Origin of the sequence: Eikenella corrodens (assembly GCF_003990355.1) — a bacterium.
Classification (GTDB): domain Bacteria; phylum Pseudomonadota; class Gammaproteobacteria; order Burkholderiales; family Neisseriaceae; genus Eikenella; species Eikenella corrodens_B.
Genome location: NZ_CP034670.1, coordinates 2,115,815 through 2,134,215, shown reverse-complemented (window position 1 = coordinate 2,134,215; position 18,401 = coordinate 2,115,815). Strand labels below are relative to the sequence as shown.

Genomic DNA, 18,401 nt, shown 5'->3' with positions numbered 1-18,401 from the left:
CTTCAGGATACTTTCGCAAGAGGTCTAATAGTAAAAAGCTGCTTGGAAAAATATTTGATAAAAGAAAGTGTTTGCTAATTAGCAAGAATATTTTGCCGAAAAAGCTTGACTCAAATGTGGATAACTGGTGTAATAGCAAACTTCAAAAGCGGCCAGATAGCTCAGTTGGTAGAGCAACGGATTGAAAATCCGTGTGTCGGCAGTTCGATCCTGCCTCTGGCCACCACTAACCGCATTTTAGCGGTTGTTTTTTTGTCTAACGCCGTCTATCCAAATCTACAAGACCCAATCCCAGCAAGGCTTTCAGCCATGTTTAGGGCTTGTTCGGTATCTACCGCCGTCTATCCGAATTGCATTGAAGCAACAGAATTTTTACGGTATCTTTTACGGTATTTTGAAAATACCGCCGAAAAAATACCGTAAAAATGCCGCTAACCGACCGCCAAATCAAGAATGCCAAGCCTGCCGACAAAGCTTACAAGCTGACTGACGGTAGCGGGCTGTATCTGCAAGTTACCCCTGCGGGTGGCAAATTATGGCGGTTTGATTACGCGATAGCCAATAAGCGAAAAACACTATCAATCGGGAAATATCCCCTTATCTCCCTGCTCGAAGCGCGGGAAGCCGCCGAAAGCGCACGCCGTCTGCTGGCTGCCGGGCAAGACCCGGGCGAAGCCAAGAAGCAGGCTAAACAAGAGCGCATTGCCGCCCTGCAAAACACCTTCCGCAATTTGGCCGCCGAATGGTACGAACACCAGCGCGCCGGCTGGACGGCAGGCCATGCCGCTAAAGTGTGGCGCAGCTTCGAGGTAGATATTTTGCCCGCGCTTGGCAGCCTGCCGATAGCGGAAATCCGTATTAAAGACGTGAAGGCAACCGTTGATGCGGTGGCCGCACGCGGTGCATTGGATACGGCAGCCAGCGTATTGCAGCGCATCAAAGCCGTATTCAATCATGCCATCCGCACGGAGCGAGCCGAAAACAACCCTGCCGCCGCGCTAACCGGCACAATCAAACTGCCCAAACAAAAACACCAGCCCGCCTTGCCGCAAGCCGAGTTGGTGGAGTTTTACCGCCGTTTGCTGGCCGAAAAAATCCGGCAGCCAACCCGGATAGCCATGCTGCTGATTATGCTGGTGTTTGTGCGGGCAGGGGAATTGAGGCGGGCGGAATGGGAGGAAATCGACTTTGAGGCGGCAGAGTGGCGCATTCCCGCCGAGAAAATGAAGATGAAAGCCCCGCATATCGTGCCGCTGGCCGATTGGCCGCTGGAACTACTGGCCGAACTGCGGGCGATAACCGGCTACAGCCGCTATTTATTTCCCGCCGTGAGCCATGCCGATAGGTGTATGAGCGAAAACACCCTGTCTTACCTGACGGGCAGGATGGGCTATAGCGGTATAGCCACACCGCACGGCTTCCGCAGCTTGGCTACCGATATTTTGAATGAAAACGGCTGGCCGCCGGACGTTATCGAGCGGCAATTAGCCCATGTGGAGCAAAACAAAGTGCGTGCCGCCTATCACCGCACGGAATATCTGCCGCAGCGCAAGGAAATGATGCAATGGTATTCGGACTTTTTGCGGGAGCGGTACGAACAAGCCAAACAGGCTACCTGAAAAGTTTACGGCCACACCTAGCCCGCGATTAGCTACCAAAGGCGAAAAGCAGGATGCAGCCCCAAGCCTGCCGGTGTGGCCTCCCTATGCTGTGGGGCGGAAATATGGGGCATTTTATGGGCGGTTTTGCGCCTGCATGGTTTGATTTGGGCTGTTATGAGAAAACCAGAAAATACAAACGTAGGGAATGGGCGGCAGATTTTCAAATTCGGCGTGAACTGTATAGGCAGCTACTGGAGTTGCGGGAGGATTATGCATTTGCAGCGGCGCAGGAGCCTTTGGGGTTTCGTCTTGAAGATTGGCAACGCTATACGTCCGTACAGTTGTTACAGATGGAATTAAAGGCTACTGCCACATTCCACTTCAATTTATCAGGCACTCCGGGAGACACCAGTAAAGCAGTTGATAGGTTGATATTGAGTTATTTTGACCTACTTCGAGAAGTTGATAAGCTTATAGAAGCTTCTGCCCAGCAATCGGCAGATTTTGCCTATGATAAATATAGCTATTTAACGGATTGGAGCGTTACAGTTGATTCCAGCCGCAGTGATACGGCCATTATTGAGGATTTTAAGCAATGGTTGGCAACGCAACGTAAGATAAATGGGTATGGCAATACCAAGGCGCTTGATAACGGCGTAGTAGCGCGGCTGTATGAAAACCGTGTATTGCCTTATTTGGATTGCTGGCTATGGCAGGAAATCGGGCAGTATGAAGAAAAGGCTTCGGCTTATTCGTGGGCGCAAAAATTGGCTGTTATTTTCCCTTCCGACAGTTTAAGCAAAGCGGAAGCCGCCGTTAAGACAACCGAAACATTGAGGAAAACAACACATAGGCTGGCAATGGATATATTGCGGCGTGATGTCTTGCCTTTTTAAGACAATATAAACATTTTTTTAACAAGTTTAGTTAAATTTTGGGAAATAACACCCGTTTTTCGCCTTCCTATGAAGCCGCCCATGTGGGCGGCTATCCTTTTGCCTGTGTATTCCTACTGCTACTTAGCAGCAACGGGATACACGGGCATTTTAATTTTGGAGAGCAAGAAACATGGAAAATATCACGATACGAATGTTGCGCCTGCCCGATGTGATGGCGATTACCGGCTTGAGCCGGGCGGCGATTTATGCCAAAGGCAATCCGAAAGACAAGGCGCGGTACGACCCGGATTTTCCGCAAAGGGTGCAGCTATCCGCCAATACGGTAGCTTGGCCTTCCGACAGACTGCAAATGTGGCTGGATAAGCGTATTGCGGCGAGCCATGCCGCCCATAACACCAGCGCCGCCGATAAGGGCGGGAAGGGGGCGAGATGAGTAGCCAAGCCGTATTGTTGTGCGACCGGAGCAATCTGACTTTTGCCCTTACGGATAGAGCGGGGCTGCTGGCCGCCATAGAAACCGGCGTATGGCCGGCAGATACCCAAATCCATAGTTATGACCGGCACGATGCGCTCCTTTGCTTAAGCGTAGAGGTGGAAAAATGCGCGAAACAGGCGGGAGCGGTGTGCCTTGTCCGCTATTTTGACGATGTGCCGGCAATGGAAAGCCTGAAAGTAGCCTTGCTGGTGTATGACGTGATAAGCAGCGGGCAGATACCGCCGGATGATGAAATCAGGGCTGTCCGCGAACAGTTGGCACGCGGGCGCATTCTGCCGGTGTGGCTGGAAGGATTGCCGTTTGCAGCGGCCTATCAGGCGATTGAGCCGTATTACAACCCGCCGCCGATGGTAGAACTGGCGGAGCGGGCGGCTTTGCGCGGTAAAAACGCACTACGCGGCAATCCGCCGCCGCTGTTCGCGGTGGTGCATCTGGGCGAAGCGGAAAAGGCTACCTGAAACCCCCACCGCCCCTTGACAGCACTATTCTACCGGGCAATAATGGCTGTGCCGTTTTCAATCAAACGGCCAGCCGTGAGAAGCTGACACAATACGGCAAGCAGCCGCCCACCGCGCAAGGTGTTTCCGACACCTGCACGCCAAGCGGTATTTTCATGCTTGCATTCCCCTTGCTTTACCTTTCAGAGGCAGGCGGGGGCAAAGTAAGGCGCAAGCCTTGCCGATTCGTATTGTCGGTTTCTCACCCTTTGCCCTTTGCCCTGCCGCCCCACCGCGTGAGAACGGAAAGGCGGTGCCAAGCCAATACGAAAGAGGTAAGCAATCATGAACAAAATCCGACAGGGCTATTCACGCCCGCTTGTTTCCCATCCTATCCGCACGTTTCCCAGCCTGATACAGGCTGCTGCCTTTATCGACCGCCTAACGGCCTCCCGTGCCGACCATTACCGCTTCAATATCCAGCAATCCGCCGCCGACAAATGGACGGTGTGCCGTGTGGTATCGGGAGGTGTGGCATGAATACCGGCAAACCCGACACCAGCCGTATCAATATGGCGCTATATGGCGGCTTGGCCGGCTTGTTGGCCAACCGTGAGTATCTTGCAGCGGAGTATGTGGTTGATTTATCCGATACCGAGCTGGACAACCTGCTTGAGCTGTCGGAAGTGGCCTCCCGGCGCTTGGGCTTTATCCTGGAAACGGTAGGCCGCCTGCTGGAACACCATGCCGCCCTGCCGGCTTCCCAGCAAGAGCTTGGCGCAGCGGAAAGCGCCCGCCTGTCTAATGCGCTGATGGCGGAATTGGGTGCGGCTTTGCCCTATCTGCACGAGCTATCCGGTGTGCTAACGGAGCAATACGGCTTCCGCCAAGGATTCCAACAAGCTTTGAGCGGTACGCAAAAGCAGGAAGGGAGCAAACGATGAACCCTTTAGCCATTAAGCCGTTGTTTGCCTTTGGCAGCCTTGCCGAAACGGCGGAGGCGATAGCCGCATTGGGCGGCAACCGGCCGGAGGGCGCGCGTATCGGCGTGTTGCGACAGGGTGGGCGCTGGTGTGTGTATCTGTGGGACGTGTCTGCCGGCGCGGTGGTGCTGGACAGGCGCAATCCTGCGGCGCTGGCGGGGCTGCTGGAGTGCGGCAGCTTTGCTGAAGCGGCGGAATATGCGGCGGCGCATGAGGCTAGCAATCCCATGATTTTGCAGTTGGCGGGTGGGGCTTGGCTGGTGTCGGGCAATCAGCTGGCCTACCGGCGCAGCCAAACGCCAGCCCGGCAGCCTGCCGCTGCAAGCAACCGGCATAAACGCCGCAAGCGATAAATGCGCGGTAAACGGCTTAAATTTGCGTTTATAGCGCGTTTAGACCGTGCGGCAGTAATTTGCCTATCTTTCCATTCTATCCCCTTAATTTCGTAAATCAGGCCGCCTAGCGCACGTTTTGGCACTAGGCAGGGCGGTTTGCAGCCTGAAGAAGGCCAAATCATGAGTTATCCAAACGAAAAACGGCCGCACTTCCCCCTAGCCGAAGTGAAGGCGGCGGCACGCGGGCGCTGGCCGGCCATCTTGGCGGCCTTGGGCGTGGATGCCCGTTATACCGATACACGCAAACACCAGCCCTGCCCCGCCTGCGGCGGCAAAGACCGCTACCGCTTTACCGACCATAAGCAGGGCGGCGGCTTTATCTGCAACCATTGCGCCCCGGATGGCGGCAGCGGCTTTGATTTGCTGATGCTGGTGTCGGGTTATGACTTCAAGGAAGCGGTGCGGGCGGTGGCCGGGGTGTTGGGTATGGGCGGCGGTCAGCCTGCGCCGGTGTTGGCCAAAGCCGCGCCACCTGCGCAAGAAACGGTAAGGGATGAGGCCAAGCGGCAGCGGCTGGCGGCTTTATGGGGCGAATGCGAGCCGTGGAACGGCAGCCGGCTGATTGCGGATTATCTGCACGGGCGCGGTATTCCCTACCCGGAACAGTTGCCGATAAGCGGCGATTTACGCCTGCATCCGCGTTTGGCCTATTGGCACGCGGGGCGGGTTATCGGGCGTTTTCCCGCTATGGTGGCGGTTTACCGCGATACGGCGGGCAAGCCGTGCGGGCTGCATCAAACCTATCTCACGGTGGCTGCCGGCAGCGAAGTGGCCAAGGCGGCGCTATATGAGCCGCGCAGCCGGCAACGGCTACCGGCCAAGAAAATGCAGGCGGTGGGCGCGGGCAGCCTGACCGGTGCGGCCATGCGCCTATTCCGCCCGCAAAACGGCCTATTGGGTGTGTGCGAGGGTATCGAGACGGCGATAGCGGCGCGGTATATATCGGGCGTGCCGATGTGGGCTTGCGGTTCGGCACACGGGCTGAAATCGCTGGTGTTGCCCGATAGCGTGCGGGAGCTGGTCATTATTGCCGATAACGACCCGAATAAAACCGGCATTCAGGCCGCGCGGGCATTGCAGCGGCGATATAGCGGCAAATTGGACAGCATTAGGATTTGGCAGCCGGACGGTATCGGCACGGATGCGCTGGATGTGCTGGCGGCCAATACGGCTAAAGGCTACCTGAAACAATAGAGGCTACCTGAAAATGAGCGACAACAGAGACGACAGAAACGAAACAGGCGAAAACGATGCGGCAAACGGCCGCCAAGGCGCAGCCAAGGGCAATCAGGGCGGCGGCAAGGATAACGGCCGCTTGAAGCTGGTTAAGGGCGAACGCAGCGATTTGGAGGCATTGGCCGCCATTCGGGACAGCGAGCCGCAGCCGATAGCGCCCTATTACGAAGTGATTTGGCACAATGCCACCTTGTCGGCGGGGGTGTGGTATCACGGTGTGAGTACGGATAAGGACGGCGTGGAACACTTCAAAAAGCCGCAAAAGCTGGCCGACCCATTCGAGATTGTCGGGCGCGGGCAGGATTTCGAGGGCAACGAATACAGAGTAATCGAGTTCAAACGCAATGGCCGTACGGAGCGGCGCGCGCTGCCGATGGATATAGTAGGGCGGCCGGACGGGTGGGGTTTCCTGCGCGGTTTGGGTATCGGTGTGAAGCAAGGCAGTATGTTGATGGGGCTGCTGGCCGACTATATCCAATGGGAAGGCAGCGCCGAGGTGTGGCAGGTAGTGAGGCGCGGCGGCTGGTGTGATAAGCATTTCAGCGCCTATGTATTGCCCAGCGGCGAGGTGTTGGGCAGCCCGGAAGGCAAAGTTATCTATATCGGCGACACCAGCAAGCAGGAAGCGTTTCAGTCTGCCGGTAGCGTGGCGCAATGGCAGGCGGAAATTGGGCGTTATTTGGCCGGCAACAGCCGCCCATTGCTGGCTTTGGGCATGGTTTTTGCCGCACCCCTGTTGCGGTTGGTTAAGCAGGAAAGCGGCGGTTTCCATTTTTTCGGTAGTTCGTCTATCGGCAAGAGCATATCGGGGCTGATTGCGGTGTCCGCGCTTGGCGACCCTTCCCGCCTGAAAGTGCAATGGAAAGGCACTTCGCTAGGTTTTGACAATGAAGCTGCCTCCAATAATGACGGCCTGTTGTTTCTCGATGAAATCAGCGAGGCCGACCCGAAAACCGCCAAAGAGGTAGCCTATTCGGTATTCAATGGGCAATCCAAGCTGCAAGGGGCGGCTAAGGGCGGCAATAGAGGCCGCTTGAGCTGGACGGTGGCGGCCATTTCCACCGGCGAATACGATTTAGAAAATTATTTGCGCGCTGCCGGCTTCGAGCTGAACGCGGGGCAGGCAGTACGGCTGCCGTCTATCCCGGCGGATGCAGGCAAGGGCTACGGCGCATTTGACGAACTGCACGGCTTCGCTGACGGCAAGAGCTTGGCGGTACATTTGGAGGAAGCGGCCAAAAGCCTGTATGGAACGGTATTTCGCGCTTATGTAGCGGAGCTGGTGCAGCGGTTGCACACCGAACCGGAAGCGCTTAAGGGGCGGCTGAAAGCCTTACAGGGCGAGTTTGAAGCGCAATTGCCGCCGGATTTGGCCAGCCAGCCAGCCCGTGCCGCGCGGCGTTTCGTGTTGGCGGCGGCAGCCTTGGAATTGGCAACGGAGTGGGGCATAACCGGACTTGAAAGGGGGACGGGCTTTGCTGGTGTTTTATCCTGTTTCGGCGCTTGGTATGAGCGGGACGGCGGCGGCAACCGTGAAGACAGGATAATCCGCAAGAGCGCGCGCGATTTCCTACAGGCCTACGGGCAGGGCAGCAAGTATTTTGTCAATTTGGCGGATGTGGGTATTGGCGGCAATTACCAACCCGATTATGCGGAGTTTTGGGGCTTCGTTGTGCCGGCAAACTATGAAGACGGCAGTACGGGCAAACCGCGCTATTTCCTCACGGATAAGGTGTTTGAAGAATATATCTGCAAGGGCTTTGACCCGCGCAAGGTATGCCAAGTCTTAACGGCGGATGGCTGGATGCGCAAAGACGGCAAGCATAACCGTATCAAGCTGCCGCGTAAGGCGGTGGAGCTGAACCTGCTTTGCGTGAAGCGGATGTATTGCTTTGTTGGGGACGTGCCGCCGGATGAGGCGGCGGAGCAAATTTGACGGTGCGCGCCGGGCGGATATGAGCCGGCAAGGCAAGCGTGGGGTGTGTGCATTTTTAACACCAGCTATCACACGCGCGAGAAGAATAAGTGGGGAAGGTGGGGACAGGTTTAATATATAGTAGTTAATTAACTTATAAATCAATAGCATATGTCGAAATGTGCCGCTTAATAAAAAGTGGGGAAGGGGTGGGGACACGGTGGGGAAGGTGGGGAAGGTGGGGAAGCGTTTCAGGTAGCCTGCCCTTCCTGGCGGCTGGTGTCCCCAGCCCCTTCCCCACGCCTGTCCCCACCCCTTCCCCACCTGAACGACCTTGTAATCAATTGATTATATTTGATTTCCCCACTTTCCCCACTTTCCCCACCATGTTTTGTATATATAGAAAAAATAAAATCAGGGTGTATTTTATAAATTCAGGAAAAACAATATGATAGATGGTATCGTTAGCGGTAGACTGCAATTAAAGCCGAAAATGCTGAAAACCAAACGGGGAACAGACTACCTAATTGCGAAGCTGACGGTGTACGGCTACCGCAGCGGCAACCTGCCGGCTATCGAGCTGAACGCTGACCTAATCGCCTTCGATAGGCGGCTGTGTAGCAGACTGATGGAGTGCGATGCCGGGCAGATAGTGAGCATAGCCGGCATTATCCGGCCGGCGGAGCAGGTAGAAATGGGCGGGCGGGAAATCGTGCTGAAGATTACGGCTAAGGCAATGGTAGACGGTTATTTGTATCGGCAGAGCCGGGGCAAGGGAAGGCTGTTTGATTTGATTGGTTGAAACGGTAAAAGGTACTCCGCCGCCTGCCAAGAACGCGGGTAATACGGCGCGCAATTTTTGACAAGCGGGGCGGTGTGATGACTTCCTTCCTTGGTTTGGCCTGCGGATAGGCAGGGGGGTATGAAAAGTTTGGAGCTATGCACTTCCTAGACCGCCCGCATTCTCATTTATATTTTTTATCCTGTTTTCAGGCGGGTTTGTTAAAGGTTTCCTGTTAAAATATAGGGATAAATTATTGTTTATTGTTTTAAAAAGGGTTTATTCTGCATAAGCGCCGATTGGAAAAACAGCGTGAACATTACTGCAAAGGGATTAACCCCAGCCCTCCCATTCCTGCCGGCTACCAACAGGCTACCTGAAAAAAATGCGACCCTTACCCGGAAGCAACCGATGCGCTAGGGCAAACGACGGCAGGCGTATTGGTATATCTCTTGATATATATCTTGCGGTGTACTACACTAAACGCCAACCGATATTTAGAGAAGGGGATAGCCATGCAGACCGCCAAATTGTTTACCAACGGTCGCAGTCAAGCCGTGCGCCTGCCTGCCGCCTTCCGTTTTGAAGGCGATACGGTGTATATCCGCCGAGATGAAAACGGCGATGTCGTTTTATCTGCCAAGCCTGCCGATTGGCAGGGGTTTAATGCCGCCGCCCGAGAATTGGCGGGAGAAGGCATAGAACGCGCCCAAGGCAGCCAAGAGCGCGACGTTTTCGCAGATTGGCAGGAATAGCGCCATGCGCCGCTATATGTTGGATACAAACGCCGTGAACCATGCTTTGAAGCAACACCCGGCCTTTATGGAGAAACTGACTGCCCAGCCGATGGCTGCCGTGTGTATTTCCGCCGTTACCCGCGCTGAAATCGCCTACGGCTTGGCTAAGCGTCCAGATGCCGTAAAGCTGCATAGAGCGGTGTCCGAGTTTCTGAAGCGTATAGATACCCTGCCATATACGGAGCAGGATGCGGCGTATTACGGGCAATTCAAGGCCGCCGTGGAGCAACAGGGGCGAAGTTTGTCTGCTTTGGATATGCTGATAGCCGCCCATGCTGCCGGCAACGGCTTAATACTGGTTAGTCATGATGGCGCATTTGGTAAAATTGACAATTTAGCCGTTGAAGATTGGGCTACCTGAAACTGTGTCTAAAAATGTCTAAAAGTCCAAAAAAAGCCTAGACATTGCAAATTTACGGTATTTTTTACGGTATTTTCGGATTTTTGAAAATTTGCGTCTTTATGTTTCAATAAGTTATCTGTTCATTTCGATAGAGCCTCTGCCAATATATCGCATTTGAACTCGGTAATCCGCAGCGGGGTTTGGCTGTTGAGGCCGTCTGAAAGCGGGGCGGCATCTTTTTTGGCAATGGGCTGTTCGCCCGGCTGCGCCATCAGTTTGGCGGAGGGGGAGGCGTCGTCGCCGAATTCGCGCTGCTCGACCAGTTCGTTGCCGGCATTGTAGCGGTAGCCGGTCAGCTTATGGTCGAAACCGCTTTCGGCAATCAGGCGGTCGAGGACGTCGTAGGCAAAGCGGTAGCGCGCACCGTTTTCATTGGTGAGGCCGACTAGGCGGCGGGCTTTGTCGTAGTGGTAACCAAAGGTATGGCCCAGGGCATTGGTGCGTCGGGTCGGCAGACCGTCTTGGCCGTATTCGTAGGCGGTTTTGGCTTAGATTGTTACGGAATAAATATTTCAGAAGACCTCGAAAAAGGGTTGAGGTCGTCTGAAAAGCTCAAACCGCGTGCGTACATATCGCACATGCCCTACGTCGGGGTTGGAGGTTTCATGGGGGCTGCTGCTTGCTTCTTAGGCTGTTAATTCTTGATCCAACCTATGGTTACTAAATTTTTATTTATTACGTTACATATTTTCATTAAATGCTTTGTGTAAATTTTCCAAAATCTCAGCATCTGAAATGCCTAATAATCTTAATAACTCAATTGCCCATGTAAAATATTCATCAATTTCTGCTTGTGGTTCAGTCTGAAATAGTTGGTGTATAAAACGAATAATAGGCATTTTTTTAGGATTATATGTTGCATCCTGATTATCAAGAGAATTCCATATCATACTTCTTATTTTTGACATTTCTTCTGGTGTAATTTCATGTTTATACCAGTATTTTTCAGCTAAATCTAAAGAATTCAAAAAATCATTTAGTATCTTGTGCTTTAATTTAGGAATAAATAAAAAAAACAAAATTTGATATATTTTTTATAATTATATAATAAAGAATTATGCTTTTCTGCATAATCAATAATATTCCAGAATTTATCATAAAAATTTGAATTTTTCATATTCCTACTGATAAGGATTCTATAAATTAATCTTAAAAGCAGCCAATAAAGGTTCACATGAAGGACATGGGATGCGTATATGCCCATGTTTTGCGCCTCCAACACGTGCAATTTCTATTTTTTCTCCATCTAATTTATGGCCTTTCTTTAAAGCCTTATTGATAGCAGCTACTTCCGCACAATGTCCATACCAATCCACTCTTTGACTTTTGGGGATATTGTCTAATACCTTTTTTAAACTCGGGTGTAATTTACCAACCCTTCCACTAATACCTATAAATCGTTTATTACCGACTCTTAAAATAGCAACAGCTCCACTATCTTTACCTAGTGTATTTTTAGTAAAATTAGCTAATGCAACTATTGGACTATTTCTTATAAGTCCTAAAGTATCTATCCATATTTGCGTGTTTTTAGCAAATTGATACAGATTTTCTCCACCGTTTAACCCAATCGGATCCTGATTCACAAACCGACCCGCTTCAGGCTCGTAATACCTGAAGAAGTTGTAATGCAGCCCCGTTTCTTCATCGCAATACTGGTTTTGTAATCGGAAGGGTTGGTGTGCGCTATCCGCCACCTCGGTTTCCTCTTTCAGACGGCCCCAGCCGGTGTAGTTGCCGAACCACAGCAAATTGCCGTCTTTATCGGTCATCTCTCTTGGGATGCCGAGTTGGTCGCAGTGGAAATAGTTGATTTCCTGTTTGCTTTCGCCTTCTCTGTTTGTCCGGTTGCGGACTTGCGCGAGCGGTTCGTAGGAGTCTTGGTCGGCGTAGATGTAGGTATATCTGCCGTCCGGTTGGATTTCTTGCAAGAGGTGGCTGCCGTCCCAAACGAAGCGGGTTTCCTCTTCGAGGCTACCTGAAACTTCCTGACTGGTTTTCAGACGGCCTTTGCCTATCCTTCTGCCCAAGGCGTCGTAGCTGTACGCCCAAGTTTCTTTGCTGCCGTCTTTTTTGAAGATTTCGGCCTTAACCAGTTGGTCGTGCAGGTCGTAGAAATAGTTCTGCACTTCGCCGTCAGCGAGTTCGCGGTGGATGAGGTTGCCGAGGTCGTCGTAGTAATAGGTCGTGCCGTTGTAGGTTTTCAGGCGGTTGTCGGTGATGGGATTGAGGCCGGCTGAAAGCGGCGCGGTTGCTTTGCCCTCTCCCCGACCCTCTCCCACGGGAGAGGGGGCAGGGTATGGCTTGGCCTTAGGGCGGAAGATTTGTGCGGCTACGGCTTGCTTTGAATGTGCAGGCTGCTTTTAAACCGTTTTGGGGCTTTGAAAAGCAGCCTGCACTTTTTCAGGTAGCCTGAAGGGGGACGCTCACCCCGCGTCGGGACTGAGGTCGTTTGAACAGAAACCGCGTGCGTGCGTACCGCACGCACCCTACGTTGGGATTGGAGGTTTCATGCGGGCTACGGCTTGCTATTATTATCATTGCGGATCTCAATATTTTTTTTATGTGCGAATAATAAATCTAAAATTTTAGATATATTCTTTGAGTCAGGGAATTTTCTAGGATTTTTTATATTTACGAAATTATTAATTTCCAAGTTGTGTAAATGACTTATTAGTAAAATTGTAGATAGTGGGTATTTATATGAGGAAGGATTTTTTAAAATATCCTCTATTGCTAAATTACTTCCAAAGTAATAATTTTTCATTGGTAATACATAATTATAAAATATAGCAATAATTATCTCATTAATTTCATTTTCAGATGTTTCTGGATATAAAGAAATAATGCCAAAATCTTTGAAAATAGAATCAAATTTTCCAAGTTCTGAACCATGTACTTTAAAATTACTTGGTGTGTCATTTTCATCAAAAATATCGTTTATTTCAGGGTAAAATTTTGGAATAATTGTGCTTAATTCTATAAATTTTTGGTCTAGAATATTTTTCTCATTTATATAAGAAACGATAGAAAATGAGCATAGTGCCACAATTTTCACATGCTTACCTTTTTTAAATTGAAAATTAATTTTTCCAAAAAAAATATCATTAAAAAAAAGTGAAATAATACAATCTTGTTTTTTAAATGAAATATGGTTAGCTTCCAAATATGAGCAGAAGCTATTTAATATTTTTTTCTTCATTTTTTATACCTCAATAAAATAAATGTTATGTTTCTTCCATTTACATTAACAACTTTGCCTTTAGAAGTTAAAATAGTTCCTCCTCCTTTTCTTGATGTATTTGCATTTGCACAACGACCAGTTGGAAACGCGTTTGATGCTCTTTGATTTTTAGTAAGCCTACCTGAGCCAAATTTTGATTCAAATACATAAGTCTTTCCGCCACGTTCAGCAACAATATCAGCAATAATATTTTGCCCATTAACAGTCATGGGTACTTGTGTTCGAATATTTTTGAATCCATTTCTTGCAACATCAAATAGAGCATGGGTCTCTCCTCGTCTACCATTAAAATGTGGAATTCCTAATAAACCCAAGGGATCTAACCACATTTGAACATTTGGCGCAAACCAATACAGGTTATTCCCACCCATCAACCCAGTCGGATCCTGATTCACAAACCGACCTGCATCAGGCTCATAATACCTGAAGAAGTTGTAATGTAACCCTGTCTCACGGTCGGCGTACTGGTTTTGCAGGCGGAACGGCTGGTAAGCGCTATCCGTTACCTTGGTTTCCTCTTTCAGACGACCCCAGCCGGTGTAGTTGCCGAACCATAAGAGGTTGCCGTCTTTATCGGTCATTTCTCTTGGGATGCCGATTTGGTCGCAGTGGAAGTAGTTTGTTTCTTGTCGGCTTTCGCCTTCTTCGGTTGTCCGGTTGCAGATTTGCGCCAGCGGTTCGTAGGAATCTTGATCGGCGTAGATATAAGTATACCTGCCGTCCGAGTGGATTTCTTGCAGTAAATGGCTGCCGTCCCAAACGAAGCGGGTTGGGTTTTCGAGGCTACCTGAAACTTCCTGGCTGTTTGTAGAAATCAACAGCGTTGTTTACACTTTCGACTTTTGCTTGAAGACCTGTTTGAGCAGCTACCTGGCATTATCAAGAATGTTGATAGACACGGGAAAACCGCTCTGTTCTTGATAATGACGGATAGCTGCCTAAGAATCATTCAAGCAAAAACAAAAGCTATCCGCCGTAGAAAAAGTATAAACAACGCGACGATTTCCTACAGGCGGTTGTCGGGCTCGGGTTCGTTGTGAGAGAACAGCGGCCATATGGCGACAATAATGACTATGCCAACGGGCAGGATTTTAGGGAATGGGTTCATCGTCCTTCTCCATAACGGGCGGCAAATTTGAAAACCTGCGTAAAGAATGTTCAAAATAACGCAAGATTTAAAGCGGCAATAGGGGTGTTCGCATTGTGGCGGCGGCCAGTTGTCCGGCAAATCCTCGGTGCGGTGGATATCGGCCAGCATCCTGCTGTGCCGGCAAAATTGGGAACGAGGGATAATCTCCAGCCCGTAGGCATCCGAATGGATTTTCAGGTAGCCTAATTCATTCAAATAATGGTTGCGGGTTAATGCAACCGTTTCTTCCATCGCATGGGAACGCTGCTTTTCGTCCAAATAAATGCCGATTTGTCGGCCGCGCTCGGTCGGGCGGTAGAGCTGATGCTGGGAAACAATGTCTGCTGCCATTGGCCACCGTATAGCTGGTATTGCCGCGCACGCCCATGATGATGCGGCCGTCGCCCATATCGGTATGCAGCGCATTGGTCGAGTAGGCGGGGATGTCCTTAATCTTCATCAGATCGCCGCCGCCGGTAGTATCAGAGCCGCTGCGTTTCAAACTCACTACAAACTGCTCGGCATTGCTGATGGTGTCGTTCAACACCGGGCTCATCAGCAGGTAGTCCACGTGCTCGTAACGCTGGCCGCTCATGCTTGCCTTGGCCGCACCCACTTCGCGCAGCAGGCCGTTCAGGTGTTTCTCCAGTGTGTTACCACTGGCCACATCCAAGTTGAACAGCACGATGTTGGTGGCTTGGCTGTAGGAGATTTTCACGCCGGTAGCGCCTGCCTTAGGTGCACCCAGTTGGTTCACCAGCTGGAAAATACCCTGGTTCAAATCCACGATTCGGAAGTAGTCGCCGGCAGGTTGGGCATTGGTGCCGTCGTAGGCTTTAACCACGGTGGCGCCAATCTTGATGGTGATCGGGTTTTCCGCCTCGCCCACGGCTGCGCCCTGCAGAGTCAGGTTCTGATGCGGGCGCACCACCGGGAATTTCGCGGTTTTGAAAATGCCGCTGGTGGCGTTCGGGGTAACCGCCTCGTCGGTAATCGTAACCGCGGCGTAGCTGTCGCTGGCACGCTGGATTTCGTTGATCAGGCGGCGAGCAACCAGCTCGCGCAGGATGCGGGCGTTGGTTTCGATGTTGCGCCCCAATGCGTCCCAGTTGATAACGGATGCGCGGGTGAAATGCACCACCTCGTTGGTTACCGACAGCGCCAGTTTCATCTGGTTGATGTAGGCCAAATCCATTTTCTGGCTCACACCGGCAAACGGAATCGGCTGGCCTTCAAACACCATGCCGTCGTTGTACACCGGCGCCAAATCGCGCTCTTCATAAGGAATCTGAGTGGTCTGATTGGCGCTGAAGTCGGTCAGCGTCTGCACCAGCTGCAGCACGTTCAGGTCATGCAGCGCCTGGCGGATCACTTCGCGCTGCACACCGTAGGGCAGTTGGCTGCGGTTCATATCCATTTCGCCGCCGGACAGCAGCTTGCGCTCGGCGTGCAGTTCGCGGGCAAAGATGCGGTCGAACTCGGACAGCACCTTCTTGGCAAACGGGCTGTCTTGGTCGGTAAAATTCAGGCTGCCTGAAAGCGTGGACTGCTTCAGCTTGTCCTGATAAATCTGGCTCAACTGTTTTGCCCCTTCGTCCGGCACAGTAATGTGCGGCGAACCGGCCACACTGTAACCCATCGCCGCCAGCGAAGAAGCGGCGGCCATGCGGTTGCCCATATTGATTTGGTGCTGCGCCAACTGTTTCACCTGTGCTTCGGTGGCATGGTCGGACAGCAGCGCTTTGGCGCCTTCGGCCAATTCTTTTTTCAGCTCGTCAGACAAGCCTTCGGCCTTGCTGATTTCTTCCGCCAGCAGTTTTTCGTTGGCTTCACGTGCCTGTGCCTGCTGCGCTTTAGCCTGCTCAGCTTCCGCCAGCTTTTTCGCCACCAGCGCCTCCAGTTCGTCTTCACTCAAGGTTTTCGCCGGAGCGGCGGCCTGTGCCGGAGCAGCAGTCGGAGCGGCGGGAGTGGCAGCCGCGGCCGGGGCGGCTGCTTTCTTTCCCTCGTCTTCGGCGGCAGCCAGGGTTTTCGCCATGCCTTCCAGTTCGGCAATCACTGCAGCGGCCTTTTCCTCGCCGGTATTTTCGTCCACCGCCGCTTCAGCCAGTTTTTTCACCTGTGCCTGCACTTTGGCGGAATAGCCGGATTCGGCCAGTTTTTTCAAAAATTCTTTCAATTTATCCATGTTCGCTCTCGCTTTTTTCATCAAATCGTCGGCCAGCTCGGCCAGAATCAGGGTATCGCCGCCGGATTCGCACGACAGCGTGATCGGATCTAGGCGCTTAATGACGGGCCGTACCGTCAATCCAGCACCCAGTAAAGTCGGGCCGTGAAACGCACCGCCCTCGTTGTCTTGCCAGTTATCCGCAAATTCGGCGGAAAGATAGGTGAAACCACGCTCCCGCACCGCCTTCAGGCCGTAATCGGTCCATTCGGCCAGTGCCCGCAGGCGCGTGCCCTCCACCCTCAGCTTTAGGATTTTGGCGGCAGCACCGTCGCCCGGTTTATGATTCACATCGATGTAAATCTCCTGCCCCACCACCTGCTCGTCGAAGTTCTTCACCATGCTCAACAGCATTGGTGATGTGATTTCAAACGGCCCGTAGCGCGGGTCGGTGAACGAACCGGTGCGGGTAATCGTCACCCATGAGGTCTGCTTGCCAGACAGCGGCGGCGTGGCCGCTGCCGACAACACACGGCGGCATCTCGGTTTCGCTTCGGATAAGCGGTAAATTCGCGGTTTCATTGAAACTCCCTCTGACAATAATGGCAGATTAGGCGGTTTCCGCATGACAAAACAGGGATATTTTTGGCAAAAGAAAACGCCCCGCAGGGCGCGGGGCGGATGGATCAGCAGCAGGTATGGTCGTAGTAGTCGTCCGTTACCCGCTGAATCATTTTCTCGCACAGGTTCAGGCGCAGGCCGAAAGTCTTCAACCATTGAATCAGCAGCTCGATATCCACTTTGTCCGAATTGGAACAGGACAGCAGCGTCACCATGCCGTCGAAGGCCACGCGGCAGCCGAAAATCTCATCTGCCACATCATTCAAACTGGGGCAGCAGGCTACCTGAACCGGCGTATCGGTGAGCGGGGTTTTCAGTTCCATCAGTATACCTCCTGTCTGCTGCTGTAATACATTTTTCTCAGGTTGGAAAGCGTACGGCGCGGCGGTTTGGCCGGTGCCGGATCGGCGAAGGCATCGGTCAGCGCCTGCTCCAGTTCCTCCTTGGTGGCGTGGGCGTAAATGCGCGTGCTGGCCGGGCTGGTATGCCCCAATGCCCGCTGCACTGTGCCCAGCTTGTCTTCCGCCCGGCTGGCGCGCAGTACACGCATGGCGCAGGTGTGGCGCAGCCAGTGCGGTGTGGCCTCCTGCGGCAGGCCGAACACCACCATCCATTGCGCAAAGCGCAGCTGCAGTGCACGCGGCGTGATGGCGCGGCTGCCGCGCCCCAATACCAGCGGCTCGCCGTCGGACTGGCTGCCGCCGAATTCCGGTTGCAGTGCCAGCAGGTCTTCCAGCGCCTGCCGCAGTTTGGCGTGCAGCAGCACCTTGTGGTCGCGCCGCCCGCCCTTGCGGTGTTCGGCGGGGATGTAGATATAGCGGGTTTCCAGCGCCGAGAAGGCTTGGGCGCAGGTCATTTTGGTGAATTCGCCGATGCGCATGCCCGAATAAAGCAGAAAGCGGATCCAGGCGTAATCGCGGCGGTCTTCTTTGGCGGCAAAGCGGGCTAAGCCGTTCAGCAGGGTTTGCTCCTGCTCGCGGGTGAAGTAGCGGTCCATGCCGCAGGAATCGGCGGCGAAGAAAGAGAGGGAGTTCATGATGAGTCCTTTCGTGGGGAATGTAGCCCGTTCACGCTGTCAAACGTGAGGCGGGGCGCAAAGGATGGGTTGACAGACCGGAGAAAGGTATCCGGCAGGCTCTCGCCTCCCATCCAGTGCGCCCCGTAGAGGGTACATCTGGAGATTACAGACACAAAAACACCGCTAGGCATTCGGGATGCTCGGCAGCGGCTGTGTCTGCCTTTCGTTTCGGGCTGTCAAACCCGTGTGGCCGATTGAGGCCACGGCGCAATCATAGTTCAG

The 18,401-nt window shown here is 52.6% G+C and carries 17 protein-coding genes, 1 tRNA gene and 3 pseudogenes; 13 read left to right on the top strand and 8 right to left on the bottom strand.

Annotated features, from left to right (window positions below; all coding sequences use genetic code 11):
• Positions 1-150 precede the first annotated feature (150 nt).
• The 13 genes from ELB75_RS10765 (at position 151) to ELB75_RS10705 (ending at position 9,901) form a co-directional block, all read left to right on the top strand.
• Positions 151-226: transfer RNA gene (locus ELB75_RS10765), tRNA-Phe, on the top strand.
• Positions 227-425: 199 nt separating this feature from the next.
• Positions 426-1,619, top strand: coding sequence for a tyrosine-type recombinase/integrase (locus tag ELB75_RS10760; RefSeq protein WP_023887086.1), 1,194 nt, complete (start codon positions 426-428; stop codon positions 1,617-1,619).
• Positions 1,620-1,672: 53 nt separating this feature from the next.
• Positions 1,673-2,497, top strand: coding sequence for a DUF6387 family protein (locus ELB75_RS10755; protein ID WP_126983896.1), 825 nt, complete (start codon positions 1,673-1,675; stop codon positions 2,495-2,497).
• A gap of 172 nt (positions 2,498-2,669) precedes the next feature.
• Complete coding sequence (locus ELB75_RS10750; RefSeq protein WP_126983895.1) at positions 2,670-2,933, top strand: helix-turn-helix transcriptional regulator; 264 nt, start codon at positions 2,670-2,672, stop codon at positions 2,931-2,933.
• A complete protein-coding gene (locus tag ELB75_RS10745) occupies positions 2,930-3,454 on the top strand; it encodes a hypothetical protein (protein ID WP_126983894.1) in 525 nt (174 codons plus the stop codon). Before ELB75_RS10750 ends, ELB75_RS10745 begins: the two co-directional genes overlap by 4 nt.
• Before the next feature lie 324 nt (positions 3,455-3,778).
• Positions 3,779-3,973, top strand: a complete 195-nt coding sequence (locus ELB75_RS10740) for a hypothetical protein (RefSeq protein WP_126983893.1) — start codon at positions 3,779-3,781, stop codon at positions 3,971-3,973.
• Positions 3,970-4,377 carry a hypothetical protein gene (locus tag ELB75_RS10735; RefSeq protein WP_126983892.1) on the top strand — a complete coding sequence of 136 codons (408 nt, stop codon included), beginning with the start codon at positions 3,970-3,972 and terminating at the stop codon, positions 4,375-4,377. Before ELB75_RS10740 ends, ELB75_RS10735 begins: the two co-directional genes overlap by 4 nt.
• A complete protein-coding gene (locus tag ELB75_RS10730; protein WP_126983891.1) occupies positions 4,374-4,769 on the top strand; it encodes a hypothetical protein in 396 nt (131 codons plus the stop codon). The genes ELB75_RS10735 and ELB75_RS10730 overlap by 4 nt, the downstream gene beginning before the upstream one ends.
• A 162-nt stretch (positions 4,770-4,931) precedes the next feature.
• Positions 4,932-6,005, top strand: a complete 1,074-nt coding sequence (locus ELB75_RS10725; RefSeq protein WP_126983890.1) for a DUF7146 domain-containing protein — start codon at positions 4,932-4,934, stop codon at positions 6,003-6,005.
• Between the two features lie 13 nt (positions 6,006-6,018).
• Positions 6,019-7,983, top strand: coding sequence for a DUF927 domain-containing protein (locus ELB75_RS10720; RefSeq protein WP_126983889.1), 1,965 nt, complete (start codon positions 6,019-6,021; stop codon positions 7,981-7,983).
• 427 nt (positions 7,984-8,410) lie between these two features.
• Entirely contained in the window at positions 8,411-8,764 is a 354-nt protein-coding gene (locus ELB75_RS10715) for a hypothetical protein (RefSeq protein ID WP_126983888.1), read from the top strand.
• A 494-nt stretch (positions 8,765-9,258) separates the two neighbouring features.
• Positions 9,259-9,498 (top strand): antitoxin, encoded by a 240-nt coding sequence (locus ELB75_RS10710; RefSeq protein ID WP_126983887.1) that lies wholly within the window; start codon positions 9,259-9,261, stop codon positions 9,496-9,498.
• Between the two features lie 4 nt (positions 9,499-9,502).
• Positions 9,503-9,901: a type II toxin-antitoxin system VapC family toxin gene (locus tag ELB75_RS10705; protein ID WP_126983886.1), complete on the top strand. Its 399-nt coding sequence runs from the start codon at positions 9,503-9,505 to the stop codon at positions 9,899-9,901.
• Between the two features lie 131 nt (positions 9,902-10,032).
• Here ELB75_RS10705 and ELB75_RS13290 read toward each other — a convergent pair.
• The 8 genes and pseudogenes from ELB75_RS13290 to ELB75_RS10655 all read right to left on the bottom strand — a co-directional run.
• Positions 10,033-10,425, bottom strand: a pseudogene (locus ELB75_RS13290) (RHS repeat family protein); the annotation flags it as partial.
• Between the two features lie 198 nt (positions 10,426-10,623).
• Positions 10,624-10,911, bottom strand: a complete 288-nt coding sequence (locus tag ELB75_RS10690) for a hypothetical protein (protein ID WP_126983885.1) — start codon at positions 10,909-10,911, stop codon at positions 10,624-10,626.
• A 168-nt stretch (positions 10,912-11,079) separates the two neighbouring features.
• A pseudogene (locus tag ELB75_RS12945) lies at positions 11,080-12,186 on the bottom strand (RHS repeat-associated core domain-containing protein); the annotation flags it as partial.
• Between the two features lie 275 nt (positions 12,187-12,461).
• Positions 12,462-13,145, bottom strand: coding sequence for a hypothetical protein (locus ELB75_RS10680; protein WP_126983883.1), 684 nt, complete (start codon positions 13,143-13,145; stop codon positions 12,462-12,464).
• Positions 13,146-13,489: 344 nt separating this feature from the next.
• Positions 13,490-13,984, bottom strand: a pseudogene (locus ELB75_RS10675) (RHS repeat-associated core domain-containing protein); the annotation flags it as partial.
• A 540-nt stretch (positions 13,985-14,524) separates the two neighbouring features.
• Positions 14,525-17,062 carry a phage protease gene (locus ELB75_RS10665; RefSeq protein WP_126983881.1) on the bottom strand — a complete coding sequence of 846 codons (2,538 nt, stop codon included), beginning with the start codon at positions 17,060-17,062 and terminating at the stop codon, positions 14,525-14,527.
• Positions 17,063-17,166: 104 nt separating this feature from the next.
• A complete protein-coding gene (locus ELB75_RS10660) occupies positions 17,167-17,424 on the bottom strand; it encodes a hypothetical protein (RefSeq protein WP_064084043.1) in 258 nt (85 codons plus the stop codon).
• Positions 17,424-18,137, bottom strand: coding sequence for a tyrosine-type recombinase/integrase (locus tag ELB75_RS10655; protein WP_126983880.1), 714 nt, complete (start codon positions 18,135-18,137; stop codon positions 17,424-17,426). Before ELB75_RS10655 ends, ELB75_RS10660 begins: the two co-directional genes overlap by 1 nt.
• Positions 18,138-18,401 lie beyond the last annotated feature (264 nt).